Here is a 14,963-nt window from a genome sequence, read left to right as displayed (position 1 = left end):
TAATGCAAGCGAGGCGTTGTGCGACTAACCGCTGGGGCTGCGGTCAATCTCCTAGTTTGTCAGGGAAAAATGAGAGGGGTGGGTGAGTGTCTTTCCACTGTTTTGCGAAAACTTTTGATTGCTCGATTTGCTCGGGTGTCATCTTCTCAGAAATTTCTTCTATCTTGCCGTCAACATAGTCTTGGATACCCCCGGCGTCATTCAAGTCTTTCATTAGATAAAACATTGCATAGCCTTCGACTAGATTCAGTGGGTAGCCAATTTTATCTGGTGTATGCGAAATGTAAGCACCATAGTTGCCCATGGCATCTTGCTCGCCAGTTTCAGCTGCAATTTTTAGCCAATGATGGACCGCCTGGATGTCGCCGTCTCTGTAAAGAACTTCCAGATAGTTATTCATCGCTTTAGGGTATCCACCCTCTGACGAAAGCCTTAACCAATTTCGGACCGATTCGTCGCGTTTCCCAGGGATAAAAAAGAATCCCTTCCCCTGCCGCACACTCACCGCCATCCAATACTGCGCAAGTGGATAACCAGCGTTTGCTGACTTTTCAAGCCATTCGTCATTCAAAGTTATTTCATACATCAAGAATAAAGACTCAGCGTCACCGCTTTTCGCTTTTGCCAACGCTAGTTCTTTTGCATACGCAAGCCACTGAGCAGGACTCTTGGAACTGGCAGGGCAGTTATCCATTATCTTGCACAGATCCGAATTTTTGCGGCCTAACTGAATCATCGCGTATATGGAGCCATTCATCGCAGCCGTTTCATACCAGCGCTGTGCTTCGGGCGTCATGTATCGGTTGCGCTTTCTTAGCGCTTCGCCTAGGTAGTATTGCGATTCCACGTTTCCAGCTTGCGCTTCTTTTTCTAATACAGGAAAGGCTGCATCAAGCTTTAGCTGATTATATAAAATAATGCCTGCAGATACTTCGTGCGCTGGCTGCGACGCAAAAGTAAGTGTGGCACTTGTTAAAAATGTCGCGATAATAAAATATCTAAATGGCCTCACTGGCGTTAATATCCTAGCTTGTCCGGAAAAAATGAGAGTGGCGGGTGAGTGGTTTTCCACTCTTTAGCTATTCTTTCTGAATCTTCAATCTGTGCTGGTGTCATTTTCTCGCGAATTTCTTCAGCTTTTCGCTCAACATATCTTCCGATTCCGCCAGCATCACCTAGATCTTTAAGCAATGTAAAAAGCGCATAACCTTTAACTAGATCTAGGGGGTAATCCAGTTTGTCTGGAGTGTGGGAAATATAGGCACCATAGCTGCTTACTGCCACTTGGTAACCACTGCGGGCTGCTAACTCAAGCCACTGGCGAATACTCGCTGTGTCGCCTTCTCTATGTAAAATTTCCAGGTAATCCATCATTGCTTTTGGATATCCGCCTTCCGACGAAAGCAAAAGCCATTTTTTTACAGATGCATCACGTTTTCCAGGAATCAAGAAGAAACCTTCGCCCTGACGTTCGCTGACCGCCATCCAGTACTGCGCGAGCGAGTATCCTGCGTTTGCGGATTTCTCTAACCACTCACGATTAAGAGTGATTTCATACATTAGATACAAGGATTCGGGATCGCCTTCCTGCGCCTTTGGTAGAACTAATCCTTTAGCTTGTGCAAACCATTCCGCTTGGGTTTTCTTGAATGGAGGGCAGTTGCCAATCTTCTGACAAAAGTCATTTTTGTGTCGGCCCAGTTGAATCATTGCATAGATATTGTCTTTTTGTGCTGCCTTTTCATACCAATGTTGCGCTTCGGGGGCCATGTAACGAATTTTTTTACGAATGATTTCCGCCAAATAGTATTGAGAGTCCGAGTTTTCGTCGTTGCTTTCAATTTGGAGTTGTTGAGTCGCTGCGTTAATTTTGAGTTGGTTGTATAGAACTAATCCTGAAACTTTTTCAGGGGCGCTGTCTGCCGCCAGGCTTGGTTCTGCCCAAGAAAAAAGAGCAATTAATAAAGGCCAAGACAAAAATCTTGTCATTCTAGTTATCTGCCTAGCTTTTCGGGGAAGAAGGAGAGCGGTGGGTGAGTGGTTTTCCATTCCTCAGCGACAGCTTTTGAGTTCTCTAGCTGTTCAGGCGTCATTTTGCTCCCAATTTCTTCGAGAGTATCTTGAACGAAATCTTGAATCGCGCCTCCACCATCCAGCTCTTTCAGAAGGCTAATCAGTGCATAACCTTTAACAAGATCGAGGGGATAACCAACTTGGTCGGGTGCATGGGCAATGTAAGAGCCATAACTGCTAATTGCTTTTTGATCGCCCGTTTCAGCTGCTGCCTGAAGCCAATGGCGCACCCCTTCAAGATCGCCTTTCTTATACAGGATCTCAATGTATTCCATCATTGCTTTTGGGTTGCCGCCTTCAGAGGCAGCTTTCAGCCATTTGCTGATGGCCTCATCACGTTTTCCAGGTATAAGAAAAAATCCCTCACCTTGTCGATCACCGACGGCCATCCAATATTGCGCGAGCGCATAACCTGCGTTTGCAGATTTTTCCAACCAAGTACGATCGGAAGTTATTTCATACATTAAATACAAAGACTCAGGGGTGTCTGTGCTTGATGCCATTTTTCTAGCCTGAATCAACCAATCAGCGCTTGATTTTTTACTCGCGGGACAATTGGTCATTTTTCTGCAGAGGTCATCGTTTTGGCGGCCTAGCTGAATCATTGCAAATATAGAACCATTATTCGCAGCGGTTTCGTACCATTGCTGCGCTTCAGCAGTCATGTACCGACTTCGCTTTCGAAGTGCCTCGGCAAAGTAGTACTGCGAATTCACATTCCCTAAATCGGCCTCTTTTTTTAGTTCGGGAATCGCCAAGTCCAATTTTAGCTGATTGTATAACACCACTCCCAGGGTTGATTCATTTGTTTGCGAATGTGCTGAGCTGTTTGCAGATAGAGCGGCGATCAGCATTGCTAAAATAATTCTAAATGCTCGCACTGCTATTAATAACCTAGCTTGTCAGGGTAGAACGAGAGAGGCGGGTGATTGGCCTTCCACGTTTTTGCGAGCTCTTTTGCTGTTTCTATTTGCTCTTTTGACAGGTTTTTTTCTATGCCGGGTAATGTGTCATTGACGTCTCGTACTACATTGCCTCCACCATTAAGTTCCAGCAGGTTTGAAAGTAAAGCATATGATTTTATTGGGTCGAATGCGAAACCGTATTTTGAGTTTTCTTCGCCTATGTAGGATGCATATCCAAATACACCTTCTACGTAGCTCGAGTCAGCTGCTTTTTCGTTCCAGTTTCTGAACGAGGCTAAATCATTTTTTTCGATCATGATGGCGGCTAACCCCATCATTGCAAGTGGATAACCATTTTCAGCAGACGCTTTCATCCATCGTTCGATAGCTTGGTTGCGTCTCGAGGGTAGTAAAAATGAACCTTTTCCTTCTTGGTACTTTGTCGCCAGACGGAACTGCGCAAATGCGAATCCGTTCTCTGCTGACTTCTCCAACCAGTCATCGTTGCCTGTCATTTCATATAACAGGTACATTGATTCGCTATCTCCCTGCGTTGCTCGTTGAATTGCAAGGCTTTTAGCTTTAATTGCCCAGCTGCTAGGAGAGTCTTCACCTGGTGGACAGTTATTCATGGTTGAACACAAGTCGTCTTCAATTCTCCCAAGGCGAATCATAGAGTAGATATTCCCCTTTTTTGCGGAGCTTTCGTATGCTTTTTTAGCTTCCGGAGTCATGTAGCGGTTATTTTTTCTTAACGCTTCGCCCAGATAGTAAAGCGCCTCATCATCTCCGCCGTCAGCGGCGGTTTTCAAAAAATCGATCGCAGAAATGGCTTTGTATTGATTGTAGAGTTCAATGCCCTGGATTTTTGCCTGAAACTGTTCGTGCGTAAGAGCAGATGACTCAGTTGCTATTATAGTTAACAACGTTAACGCTGCAGTCATCAGTTTCATTGGTATCTTTATCGAACTCATGGGTGGTTGTTTCTTCTCCGCGAAAGAAAGGGCGGCGGTTAGTCTTCGATTAATATTCGGCGGGCCGCACCTCCCTAAAGAAATACCAAGAAAACGGAGTCAGTCGCTAAGTTTTTCGGGGAAAAAAGAAATCGGTGGATGGGTGGCTTTCCACTCTTGCGCAACGATTTTTGACTGTTCAATTTGTTGTGGTGTCATTTTTTCAGCAATTTTTTCAATTTTACGATCAACATAATCTTGCACTCCACCGCTGTCGCCGAGTTCCTTTAACAAAGAAAAAATAGCGTAGCCTTTAACTAAGTCCAGTGGGTAGCCAACTTTGTCAGGAGTATGTGAAATGTACGCTCCATAGTTGCTCAAAGCTGATTGTTCGCCAGTTGCTGCGGCCACTTCAAGCCAATGCCGAGTGCTCTCCATTTCTCCTTTTGCATACAGTGTTTCTAGATATTCCATCATTGCTTTTGGATTGCCACCCTCGGAAGAGAGTAGTAGCCATCTTCTTACTGATGCATCACGTCCTCCAGGAATGAAGAAGTAACCTTCACCTTGTCTTTCACTTACAGCCATCCAATATTGCGCGAGTGGATATCCTGCATTTGCAGATTTCTCTAACCACTTATGATCCAAGGTGATTTCATACATTAAATACAGAGATTCTGGATCGCCGTCATTTGCCTTCGGCAAAGTGACCTTCTTGGCTTCCACGAACCACTCGGCTTGAGTTTTTTTAGCCGGTGGGCAGTTTTCCATTATTGCGCAAAGATCATTTTTTGCTCTGCCCAACTGAATCATTGCGTATACGTTTTTTTTCTCTGCTGCCGACTCGTACCATAATTGTGCCTCTGGAGTCATATATCCATTTTTCTTTCGAAGAGACTCGGCAAGATAATATTGCGATTCAATTTCGCCTTTTTTCGCTTCTTCCTTTAATTGCGGAATGGCAGCGTCTATTTTCATCTGATTATAAAGAACAATTCCGCGTTGTTCACTATTCAGCGTGACCGAAGATGCACTGGCAAAATTAACGCTGCACGGTAATATTGAGGTTAAGCTCAAGCTAAACAGTAGAGCGATTTGATTTAGCTTTATTTTTGTAATTCTGTTCATTGGTAGCCTTTCAAATAGGGAGTCGCTCCGCTAGGGGAGTAATTTGGTTCAGGGATGTAATTTGTTTTGCAGTATTCGACCAGGTTTGCGCCAAGTAACTTTACATGGGATTTGTAGTTTTCGCGCGCTTCAACACCCGTATCATCAAATAGGCCAAGTACACTCTCAGCCATAAAGCTATCCAGTATTGTCCGGTTTTTGCAGTACTCTTGTTCTCCCGCCTGCTCTTTTATACCAAATTCATTCATGGACATGCAGGCGAGTTCAAATTGACTTTGGGCTTTGTCAATAGTGTTGGTTTTCTTTGCGTTGTCGACTATCCAGCGTGAAATTCTTTCTATAGCTTTTTGCTGAAGAACGTGAGCTTGGGGTTGGCTATATACGCGTCCCTTATCAGATATTCCATTGTCCTCAGAGGAGGCTACCGTAATTTTAAATGCTTCAGGTTGGCTTATAAGCGTTCTGAGTAGTGGACCCAGTGCGCTAGGGATTGCATTAACGATCCACTCTTCGAGTTCACTTTGGTTTCTGTAATTCATGATCGTGTGTGCAATCGGACCACCCTTGCCACTACGAGTCAAAGCCTGATAAAGATTCATCACAACATCCCAACGCAGCATATACGCCATCGTCACACTCAACCCGGCAGCGCCCAATGCGTTTAGCGCAGATGCATATTCACCCGCCTCAGGCTCCATCCACTCGACTTTACGGCCTTTAGTCTTATGCAACTCTTTGCGATACAGGTTGATGAGGTCAACTACTGCCTCATAACCAACTTCGAATTTAAAGCTACCGTTAGCACCAGGACCCAGCACTACCGCCGCTTTCAAGTTCAGAATAAACCGCCCCTTATCCAGAGACACCTGCGCCGTTCCCTGAAAGCCCGCACCTAACGCGACTCCAACGGAGCCGCTCAGCTTGGCCATTGTCAGCCATGGATTCGCGCTTTTCGCGTCTTTAGCGCTGCCAACGCCCATCGTTGGCGCGGTGCGCAGGGCGACGAGTTCTTTGGGCGGTGCCCAGTTCATTACTCCGGTGAGTTCAATCGCGGCTTGCAAGCCTCCAAACACGTTGAAACTGGCTTTTGCGCCGTTTTCGACTTGCACTTTGGCAAAGCGTCCGCCTCGCAGTTGATCTGTGCTTTTGGTATCGGTGTAGGTGCCGGATTTCGACTGGTGTTCAAGATCGGGAGTAGGGCTGTTGTCGCCGCTGTCGGCCTTGGCTTGTTTGGCGGCAGCGTGATCGGCACGTTCTTCTTTTGCGGAGGCATCTTCACGCTGTGCGCGTTTTACCGGGCTCAGTGACGCCCCGTACTTGACGTTGCCGAAGATCGGGCTCAGCTCGACGCTGCCGGCTAGCAGCAACGATGCTCCGGCGTAGCCCCATGCCTTCACACCAAAGTGGAAGGAGAAGCGGCCGAAATTCATTTTTTGCGGGCTGCCGTCCAGCAAGTAATCAAGCGTGATTTCTTGAGCACTGGTTTTGGCAGGCATGTCGACTTTCATCAACTGAACTTCGCCACGGGCCAGGTCCAGGCTTAAGCCCATCTCGCCAGATATCTGGAAACCCTCGGCGGCGGACATTTTCGGGCCTTCGAGCTTTACTTCACCGTGAATGTTTGGCTGTGGAGGTGTCAGGCAACGGACCAATTGCGCCTGAGGGCTGGCATCAAAAAGTCTTACTTTGCCGCGCACACTTTTCTTGAACACCAGTTGCTGAAGGTGTTCGCCCCAGTTGGTCAGGGTCGCGTCGTCTTCCAGTTCAGTGACCTCATAGCCTTGCTTTTTCAAGTAAGCATAAAAGTCTTTAGCTTTGAACCAGCCTTTTTCATCGAAACAGTCGCCGACCTGATCGCTGAACTTTATGGCGCCCTGATCTAGAAGCCATTGGCGGAACGAGTTGATTTCACTGTTTTTATCGGAGCCTTCGGTAGCGTCCGCAGGCAAACTTTTACCTACCTTTTTTATTGCGCCGGCCGCGTTTTTTGAATCCTCTTTCATGATCTTTTTTGCGTCTTTGAGGTTCGCCATGCTGAACCAGCCCAAAGGCGTGCCTTTGGCATCCGAAAGACTGACTTCACGCAGCGGAAAGCCCGGTTTCACCATGCGGTCGACCGGTTTTGGCTGGAACTCTTCCGGGTCCCAAATCAGATAACGCGCAGGCTTGCTGTTGCTGACATTGCTTTGGGCTTTTGCTTGAAGGTCGTCTTTGGTCTTTTGCAGGCTATCCCATTTGGTCCGTTCCACATCAACCAGGCCCGCCGGCGCTTGGGCGTTCTGGCCTGTTGCCTCGATCCAGCGTTTGTATTTGTCTTGAAGCTGCGCTGTAACTTCCGCCTGCTGTTTCTCGGTATCCAGATACAGTTTGAACTGCTCGATACCGGAAGGAAGGCCGTCACTGATCAGCGCGAATTCTGGGAGTGCAATGCCGTATTCAGACGCTTTGATAATGGATTCAGTGTAAGCATGGTAATCAAGCGCATCGGCGTTTTTGTAGAGCGTCAAGACATACCCGACCAGATCGGCGGTGCAGTCATTCATGCCGCTGCAGATGTTTTCGTAACTTTTCTTCTTTTCCGCCAAGGCTTTGGCAACGTCTTCCAGCGGAACCTGCTTGAAGTCTTTGTTGCCGAGGAGTTTTTTACGAGCCTCCAGATAAGCTTGCACGCGTGCGCGCGCTTCAATCGCCTCTTTGGAGTACAGCGAGCCGCTTTCGTAGGTGTAGCCTTCCAGCTTCGCAGCCGCTACCGCTTCTTTTTTCAGCGCATGCCACTCAGCCCTCCGCTTGTAAAAATCGGCATAGGCTTTGTGGACGTCCTGGTCAGTAGCCAGGTCTGCCGTTAGACGGTCCATGCGCGATTGCGCGGTGTCCTCTTTTGGAGCCTGCGCAGGAGCCGCTGCCGGTTTGTTTCCGTTAGCTTCGTTTTGCCTCTTTTTAGCGGTGGCTGGATCGATTTCGATCTCATCCCCCATCGCTTCAAACTCTTCCATTCGCGTACGCTTCTCGCCCGTGAGGAAGTTGCTCAACTTGGGCTCAAGGAAGTATTCCAGCAAACCTGACTCCTGCAGCCCGTTCAGGCGTGCATCACGTGGTTTGCTGGGGGCAATCATTTTATCCAGCGCGAACATCGATTCTTTGATGGCGGACCTTGCACGTTCTGGGAGCAGCCAGAACTCTTGTTCTTCAGTTGCATAAATCGCGCTGGCAAACTTTGTATTGCACCCACGCTCATGGGGTATGAAGGTTTTTGAATTCTGGTTTGGAGCGTCCTTGACCGGATCCAGTTTTACCAGATCTTCAGCGGAACACTGAATGGGCGCTTCCGGGGCTGCCTGCACAGGCGCTTGCGGCGCGGCGGCCGGCTGAGCGGCAGGCGCGGCGGCTGCTTGAGCGCTTTTTGGTACGCTCAGGTTCCAGCCGACTTTGACGTTATCCGCATTTGTGATGAAGGGGTTGAGCTGGCGAAGTTGCGCCACGGTGCTGTTGTAGCGCGAAGCGATCTGGCCCAGGGTTTCGCCGGGCATGACGGCGTGATTCGTGATTTCCATGGTGATTCCGTTCTGTTGTCGCGTCGCCCTAACGTTGGGCGACGGCGGCTGATTCCAGGAGCCGATCTACTTTGATAAACGACTCGTCCTTAGATTGCAGGATCGCCATGATCTCAGGCTGTGTCTCAAATAGCGGACCGTTCACGGCGTGGCCAAGCTTGAGCAGGTGATCACCGTCATAAATATTGCTTTTGAGCAGCAGGTCGAGGTTGTCAGCGATGTCGTTCAAGCGCTCATCATCTGGCTCTTCAAACGCTGCGTATTCCTCATCCACCCAATAAACCCATCCCAGACGCGCTTGAACTTGCGCGGCAGCCTCAGGAAGATTGAATGCCGCTTTGTCACCAAGCCACGTCGATTCTTCGCTGGCTTTCCAGGCCAACCATGGACCCCGCTGCTGACCGAAATGGATCGGCGCAGGGCAGTAGACAGCGCTCCAGCAGCCCAGCAACTGGTCGAAGGTTTTCCCAGCTGTATAAGTCAGCGCTGCCCACAGACTCGGTTTGTGAAAACTCAACAAGCTCTGCCCACCTGAACCGTCATTGGCTCGGAGCAACCAGCGCGCATGAGCCAATGCTTGTTCAGGATCAGGTGTTGAGATCGCAATTCCCGAAAAGCGTTCCTCACAAAGTTTTGCCGCTACGTTTGCCACTTTGCTGCCCTTGGGGGCCACTAGCCACAGGGGGCCATCAGGAATCTCTGCGAAGTCAGTGCTGAAAAACAGCCCTTGAGAAACCACCGGTTCGCCTACTCGGTAGAGTTGACTCAAGGCTTGCGGCTGAAGCCCCTGGTCAATGATGAAGCAGAGCGACTCGCTCGCAGCCGGCAGGTCAGTAAAGTTGTAGCGAGGCTCTGCCAGCAGAGCGCTCAGCGCTTTTACATGCATGTGCAATCCTTACGGCTGCAAGCGCCGTTACTCTGTTTTCCGCACAACGGTGTGATGCCTGATTCATTCAGGCGGGCGGGGAGTGGTGCTTTACCAGCCTTATCCGCATCCGCTACCTTCATCGCCCCCGGCAACAGCGGTGCCGCCGGCGTGCCAACCCCCGGCGAGCCGCCGGTATTGATCTTCACTTCCGCGCCGCTGATGGTCACACCACCGGCATCCACCTTGACGAAACTCCCACCAGCCTTGGCCGTGAGTTCCATTGCGCCTTCGACCACCACTTTCTGACCGGCGTAGTAATGGATTTCTGACCCGGCTTCGACAAACTGCGCAGTCCCCACCTTCAGGTGCTGCGTCACACCCACGGTCAGATGATCATCCGCACGCATCTCGCTAATCCGATCCAGGTGCGTAATCCGGTGCTCTTCAACCTTGAACTCGCTCAGCGTATTGGCTTCAACGGTGTCGTGCCGCTCATTACCCACACGAATCTTCTGATCGTGCTCAATGTTCTCATCCCAATCGCGCTGGGCGTGGATGTAGATCTGTTCAACGCCTTTTTTGTCCTCGATGCGGAATTCGTTGTAGCCCTTGCCGCCCGGCGAACTCAGGGTCTTGAAGGTGCTGCGGGTTTTGTTGGCCGGCAGGTCGTAGGGGACGACGTTTTCCTTGTGGTACAGGCAGCCGGTGACCAACGGCTGGTCGGGATCGCCTTCGAGGAAGGTGACGAGGACTTCCATGCCGATGCGTGGGATGGCGATGCCGCCGTACGCGGCGCCAGCCCAGCCGCTGGCGACGCGCATCCAGCAGGTGGTTTTGTCGTTGGACTGACCGTCGCGGTCCCAGTGGAATTGCACTTTGATGCGGCCGTACTGGTCGCAGTGGATTTCTTCGCCTGCGGGGCCGGTGACGACGGCGGTCTGGTTGCCGAGGACTTTTGGTTTCGGGTGTTCAAGGGCAGGGCGGTAGTGCGCGTCCCACGGGGTGGCGAGGAAGCCGTTGCGGTAGCCCTGGTGGAAATCGCTTTTGTGGTCGGTGACGTCGCTGGTGACGTTCTCGCCGAGTACTTGCGGTTGTTTGCCTTCGTGGAAGACTTCCAGCAGCAGCCACAGGTCATTCCATTCTGCGCGCGGGTGTTCGGCCAGCGTGAGGAAATGGCCGCTGGTGAGGGTTGGTTCGTCACCTTTGCCTTCGGCGAGTTTGTAGTCGCTGCGATGGCGTTCGAGGGCGCGGGTGGAGAGGAACTTGCCGCGCTCGCGGGTGGTGAAGCGGCCGGGGTAGTCGTAGTCTTCGAGGTCCGGAGCGAACTCGGTTTTCACCGCGCCTTCGGGGAGGATCTTCGGTTTTTCGAAGTCGTAATCGCGGCGGCTGACGCGGGTGGTGCGGGTTTCCAGGCGCAGGTTGAAGCGCTTGATCACCGGTTTGTCGGCGGCCATGCCGGAGTCTTGCTGGTAGCTCACCGGTTTCAGTTTGCGAAAAACGGTCTGGTCGTCGCCGAACACCAGTTTGTGGCCGCTGCTGCTGTGCTGGAAGTGGAAGTGAATGCCTTCTTCTTCGCACAGGCGCTGGATGAAATGCAGGTCGGATTCGTCGTACTGCACGCAGTATTCGCGCTGCGGGTACTCGGCACCGAGCTGGAAACTGTAGGCGTCGGCGAGGATGCCGCGATCTTCCAGCACCTGAGCGATGATCTTCGGCACGGTCAGTTGCTGGAAAATCTGCTGATCGTGGTTGTGCCGCAGGTAGGCCAGTTGTGGCACCAGGCTGAGGCTGTAACGGGTCAGGGTCTTGCCGGAGTCGCCTTGCTCGATGCGATAGACCAAACCGTGGATCTTGCCTTCGCCGGTGGCGCCGAAGGTCAGGACGCCGGGCTTGTGCAGCAGCTCTTCGAGTTTGAGGTCGGGGCGGGCGCTGACGAGTTCGAGGTCGAAACGGAACGGTTCGTTGAGGGCTTCGCGACCGGTGAAGCTCAGGACTTGCAGGTCGGCGTTGGCGCCTTCAAGCGTGAGGGTAATGTGGGTTGCGTTGGCGTCCAGCATGCCTTGAATTCCGTCCGTTGAATAAGCAGGTGACGGATGATGGAGGATTAAGCGGCCTCGTTCAAGGCACAAAAGCCGTAGGTCTGGCAGGTTTGCGGTATAGGGAAAACCCTTAGGTGGGGTGTTTCGCCCAATGAAACCGGGCGGTTTGTGCGAATCGGTGCTCACTGCCGGCAACTTTTCCCACGACCCTGAGTAGAAGAATCGTCAGTCAGATTCAGACTAAAGTCGCCTGTAGCACGTCAAAGCCATCTGCCATCATTGCCGTTCACCCCTGCGTGTTCACTTTCTCCTGGTTCAATCTGACCCGGGACGGGAGCTATTTTTCTGGCTTGTTGCGCGCTTGCGCAAACGCTGCATTGTTGGAGTTTTTCATGCGTCCCCCATTTCCCCTCATCACCCCGCGCCAGTCGTTTGGCTTCGGAGCCTTTGTGCTGTGCGCAGGTTTTACCGCACAGGTTCAGGCCAGCGGATTCTTTGAAGACACCACGGCGAAAATCGAATCGCGCACGGTGTACTTCAACCGCGATTTCCGTGATGGGCACACCACGAACGATCAGGGCGCGTCCAAGCGTGAGGAGTCGGCACAGGGCTTTATTCTCAACCTGCAATCGGGCTACACCGACGGTACCGTGGGTTTCGGTATCGATGCGCTGGGCATGCTCGGCTTTCAACTCGATTCCAGTCCGGACCGCAGCAACAGCGGCTTGTTGCCCTCCAGCGGCAACGACCCGCGCGGCTCGAAAGGGCAATACGCAAAAATGGGTCTGACCGCCAAGGTCAAGGTTTCGGGCACGGTGCTGAAGTACGGCGCGCTGCTGCCGGATCTGCCGTTGCTGAAATACAACGACGGTCGTTTGCTGCCGACCATGTTCAACGGCGCCATGCTCACCTCTAAAGAGGTGAAAGACCTGACCTTCATGGCCGCGCGCCTGGACAAGTACACCGCGCGGGATTCCACCGATTCGCAAGACATCCGCGTGCACTGCAAGAACAAGCGCTACGCCTGCAACACCACCGCCGATCATTTCGACATGTACGGCTTCGACTACAAGATCAACGATCGCCTGACCGCGCAGTATCACTACGCTGAACTGGAAGACATTTATCGTCAGCACTTTGTCGGGCTGTTGGGTAATCAACCGTTAGCTGGCGGTGTGCTTAAAGCGGATCTGCGCGTGCTGAAAAGTGCCGACAGCGGCGATGCCAAGGCCGGTTCCATTGATAACCGGGCGTTGAGCGGCATGTTGTCGTATGCGCATAGCGGTCACACGTTCAGCGCCGGTTGGCAGCGCATGAATGGCGACAATTCGATGCCGTACCTCGATGGCAGCAACCCGTATCTGGTCAACTATGTGCAGGTCAACGACTTTGCCGCCGCGCAGGAACGTTCTTGGCAACTGCGTTATGACTATGACTTCAAAGCCATTGGCATTAATGGTTTGAGCTTCCTGACCCGTTATGTGAACGGTGATCACATCAAGGTGTTGGGCAGTGATCAGGAAGGCAAGGAGTGGGAGCGCGACAGCGAGTTGAAGTATGTGATTCAGACGGGCACGTTCAAGGATGTGAGTTTGCGTTTGAGGAATGCTACGTATCGCACCAATTATGAAAAGTTTGCCCGGGATGTGGATGAGACACGGTTGATTGTGAGTTATAGCTTTTCGGTGTTGTAGGTCTTGGATGTGTAGTGCTTGATCGGACGCTATCGCGAGCAGGCTCACTCCTACAGGGGATCTTCAGTGGGCGCGGGTTTTGTGTCCGACGACGATCAAATGTAGGAGTGAGCCTGCTCGCGATGGGGTCCTTGAAATTGCTGCTACAACCAATGCCAGAACCGGCTCCAGAACCCCCGGTTCAAATCCTCTTTGCACCCGGCATATTGCCGCGCATAAACATCCGAACGAGTCTGCACTTTGCGCGCCGTTGGCATCAGCCAGGCTTTGCTCGCGTAGGTCTTGTTGCGGAAGCCGCCCCAGCCTTCGTGGTAGTTGAGGTATTGGTTGTAGGCGTCGTACTTGTACACGCCGTTGATCGAGGAGGTCTTGTCCATGTACCAGCCGACAAAGTCGATGGCGTCGTCGAAATCTTCGCGGTCGGCCCAGTTGCGGCCGGTGCTTTTCTGGTAGTCGGCCCACACTTCATCTTTGGCTTGCGCATAACCCGAGGCGGTCGAGACGCGGCCCCATGGGATCACCCACAGCAGGTATTTGCGCGGAGTCTTCGCGTCGTAGCGGTAGCCGGATTCCTGATACATGATCGCGAAGGGCACTTGAATCGGCACGCCCCAGCGTTTTTGCGTGACTTGCGCAGCGTCGTACCAGTCGCTTTTTTCGCGGAAGATTTCGCAGATGTCTTCCGGCGAGCGGGGCGGCGAGGTGCCGCACCCGCTCAGTAGCGTTGCCAGTGTCAGTAGTCCAAGCGTCTGCCCGTAATTCAAAAGCCGTTATCCCGTCGTGCGCAAAAAGGCCGACAGTCTACGCGCTCAGCTCAATTGATGACGATAGGGCAGATCCGGGCCAGTCTTGCTGCAGGTCAGCGCGGCGGCTTGCACAGAGAACCTGAGCATGGCGTCGATCTGTTCGCGAGCGAGTTGCTGCACGCCTTCGACCGAATCCAGACCGTGCTCGGTCAGCCAGGTGATCAGCGCGGCCTGGAAGGTGTCGCCGGCGCCAACCGTGTCGGCGATTTTCACCAAGGCCGCCGGCACTGACCAGTTGCCATGCTGGCGGCTGAACACGCTGGCACCGTCGCCGCCACGGGTGAGGAAGACGATCTGGCAGCGCTGTTCGAGCCAGCCTTCGATCACGCGTTGTGGGTCCTGCTCGGGGTAGAGCAGGCTCAAGTCTTCGTCGCTGACCTTGATCAGATCGGCCAGTGGCACCAGCGTGGCGATGCGCTCGCGCCACAGGTCGATGTTCGGCTCGGGATTGAGGCGCACGTTCGGGTCGAGGGTGATCAGGCGTTTGCCGCTTTCACGCTGCACCAGTGCGAGCAGGGTGTCGCCGATCGGCTGCACCACCAGCGAGAACGAGCCAATGTGCAGGCCGCGCACCTCAGGACCCAGCGCCGGCAGATGCGCAAGGCTCAGTTGCCGATCGGCACAGCCTTCACCGCGAAAGCTGTAGTGCGGCGAGCCATTGGCACCGACGGCGACCATGGCCAGCGTGGTCGGTGCGGCGAAATCTACCAGGTAGTCCGGGCGCACACCTTCGTCCTGCAGCACTCGCTGCAAGCGGCGGCCGAGGTAGTCGGTGGACAGTCCGCCAAACAAGGCCGAGTCCACGCCCAGACGGCGTAAACCCACGGCGACGTTGAACGGCGAGCCGCCGGCAATGGCCTTGAAATTCACTTTCGAAGCCAGACCGCTGGCGTCGTCTTCACTGAAAAAATCAAACAGGGCTTCGCCACACACCAAATACATAATT

The 14,963-nt window shown here is 52.5% G+C and carries 11 protein-coding genes; 1 reads left to right on the top strand and 10 read right to left on the bottom strand.

The window, feature by feature from the left end; genetic code table 11:
• Positions 1-43 precede the first annotated feature (43 nt).
• The 8 genes from HUW52_RS17735 to HUW52_RS17700 form a co-directional block, all read right to left on the bottom strand.
• The gene (locus HUW52_RS17735; RefSeq protein WP_246375986.1) at positions 44-1,072 is read right to left on the bottom strand and encodes a tetratricopeptide repeat protein; all 1,029 of its coding nucleotides are present in this window, start codon (positions 1,070-1,072) and stop codon (positions 44-46) included.
• Entirely contained in the window at positions 1,018-1,989 is a 972-nt protein-coding gene (locus tag HUW52_RS17730; protein ID WP_175554423.1) for a tetratricopeptide repeat protein, read from the bottom strand. The genes HUW52_RS17735 and HUW52_RS17730 overlap by 55 nt, the downstream gene beginning before the upstream one ends.
• 5 nt (positions 1,990-1,994) lie before the next feature.
• Positions 1,995-2,927, bottom strand: coding sequence for a tetratricopeptide repeat protein (locus HUW52_RS17725; protein ID WP_175554422.1), 933 nt, complete (start codon positions 2,925-2,927; stop codon positions 1,995-1,997).
• A gap of 32 nt (positions 2,928-2,959) precedes the next feature.
• The gene (locus HUW52_RS17720; protein ID WP_026000618.1) at positions 2,960-3,931 is read right to left on the bottom strand and encodes a tetratricopeptide repeat protein; all 972 of its coding nucleotides are present in this window, start codon (positions 3,929-3,931) and stop codon (positions 2,960-2,962) included.
• 120 nt (positions 3,932-4,051) lie between these two features.
• Positions 4,052-5,059 carry a tetratricopeptide repeat protein gene (locus HUW52_RS17715; RefSeq protein ID WP_175554421.1) on the bottom strand — a complete coding sequence of 336 codons (1,008 nt, stop codon included), beginning with the start codon at positions 5,057-5,059 and terminating at the stop codon, positions 4,052-4,054.
• Positions 5,056-8,610, bottom strand: coding sequence for a LysM domain-containing protein (locus tag HUW52_RS17710; RefSeq protein ID WP_175554420.1), 3,555 nt, complete (start codon positions 8,608-8,610; stop codon positions 5,056-5,058). The genes HUW52_RS17715 and HUW52_RS17710 overlap by 4 nt, the downstream gene beginning before the upstream one ends.
• A gap of 28 nt (positions 8,611-8,638) precedes the next feature.
• Positions 8,639-9,496 carry a DUF4123 domain-containing protein gene (locus HUW52_RS17705; protein WP_175554419.1) on the bottom strand — a complete coding sequence of 286 codons (858 nt, stop codon included), beginning with the start codon at positions 9,494-9,496 and terminating at the stop codon, positions 8,639-8,641.
• Positions 9,487-11,535: a type VI secretion system tip protein VgrG gene (locus tag HUW52_RS17700; RefSeq protein ID WP_175554418.1), complete on the bottom strand. Its 2,049-nt coding sequence runs from the start codon at positions 11,533-11,535 to the stop codon at positions 9,487-9,489. The genes HUW52_RS17705 and HUW52_RS17700 overlap by 10 nt, the downstream gene beginning before the upstream one ends.
• A 374-nt stretch (positions 11,536-11,909) precedes the next feature.
• Here HUW52_RS17700 and HUW52_RS17695 point away from each other — a divergent pair, with 374 nt between their 5' ends.
• Positions 11,910-13,211 (top strand): OprD family porin, encoded by a 1,302-nt coding sequence (locus HUW52_RS17695; protein ID WP_016985023.1) that lies wholly within the window; start codon positions 11,910-11,912, stop codon positions 13,209-13,211.
• Between the two features lie 143 nt (positions 13,212-13,354).
• On the opposite strand, the gene HUW52_RS17690 is transcribed toward HUW52_RS17695, so the two are convergent.
• Both HUW52_RS17690 and HUW52_RS17685 read right to left on the bottom strand, forming a co-directional pair.
• The gene (locus tag HUW52_RS17690) at positions 13,355-13,975 is read right to left on the bottom strand and encodes a hypothetical protein (RefSeq protein WP_175554417.1); all 621 of its coding nucleotides are present in this window, start codon (positions 13,973-13,975) and stop codon (positions 13,355-13,357) included.
• A 45-nt stretch (positions 13,976-14,020) separates the two neighbouring features.
• Positions 14,021-14,959 carry a carbohydrate kinase gene (locus HUW52_RS17685; RefSeq protein WP_175554416.1) on the bottom strand — a complete coding sequence of 313 codons (939 nt, stop codon included), beginning with the start codon at positions 14,957-14,959 and terminating at the stop codon, positions 14,021-14,023.
• Positions 14,960-14,963 lie beyond the last annotated feature (4 nt).

It is taken from the genome of Pseudomonas sp. 43A, assembly GCF_013363935.1.
In the GTDB taxonomy this organism is placed as follows: domain Bacteria; phylum Pseudomonadota; class Gammaproteobacteria; order Pseudomonadales; family Pseudomonadaceae; genus Aquipseudomonas; species Aquipseudomonas crudilactis.
This window is presented reverse-complemented; position numbering and strand designations above follow the sequence as displayed.

What these genes read in the sequence shown, in the direction of transcription:
- HUW52_RS17710 (WP_175554420.1), bottom strand. Translation starts at nt 8,610, where the DNA reads ATGGAAATCACGAATCACGCCGTCATGCCCGGCGAAACCCTGGGCCAG.
- HUW52_RS17715 (WP_175554421.1), bottom strand. Translation starts at nt 5,059, where the DNA reads ATGAACAGAATTACAAAAATAAAGCTAAATCAAATCGCTCTACTGTTT.
- HUW52_RS17720 (WP_026000618.1), bottom strand. Translation starts at nt 3,931, where the DNA reads ATGAAACTGATGACTGCAGCGTTAACGTTGTTAACTATAATAGCAACT.
- HUW52_RS17685 (WP_175554416.1), bottom strand. Translation starts at nt 14,959, where the DNA reads ATGTATTTGGTGTGTGGCGAAGCCCTGTTTGATTTTTTCAGTGAAGAC.
- HUW52_RS17695 (WP_016985023.1), top strand. Translation starts at nt 11,910, where the DNA reads ATGCGTCCCCCATTTCCCCTCATCACCCCGCGCCAGTCGTTTGGCTTC.
- HUW52_RS17725 (WP_175554422.1), bottom strand. Translation starts at nt 2,927, where the DNA reads ATGCTGATCGCCGCTCTATCTGCAAACAGCTCAGCACATTCGCAAACA.
- HUW52_RS17705 (WP_175554419.1), bottom strand. Translation starts at nt 9,496, where the DNA reads ATGCATGTAAAAGCGCTGAGCGCTCTGCTGGCAGAGCCTCGCTACAAC.
- HUW52_RS17700 (WP_175554418.1), bottom strand. Translation starts at nt 11,535, where the DNA reads ATGCTGGACGCCAACGCAACCCACATTACCCTCACGCTTGAAGGCGCC.
- HUW52_RS17730 (WP_175554423.1), bottom strand. Translation starts at nt 1,989, where the DNA reads ATGACAAGATTTTTGTCTTGGCCTTTATTAATTGCTCTTTTTTCTTGG.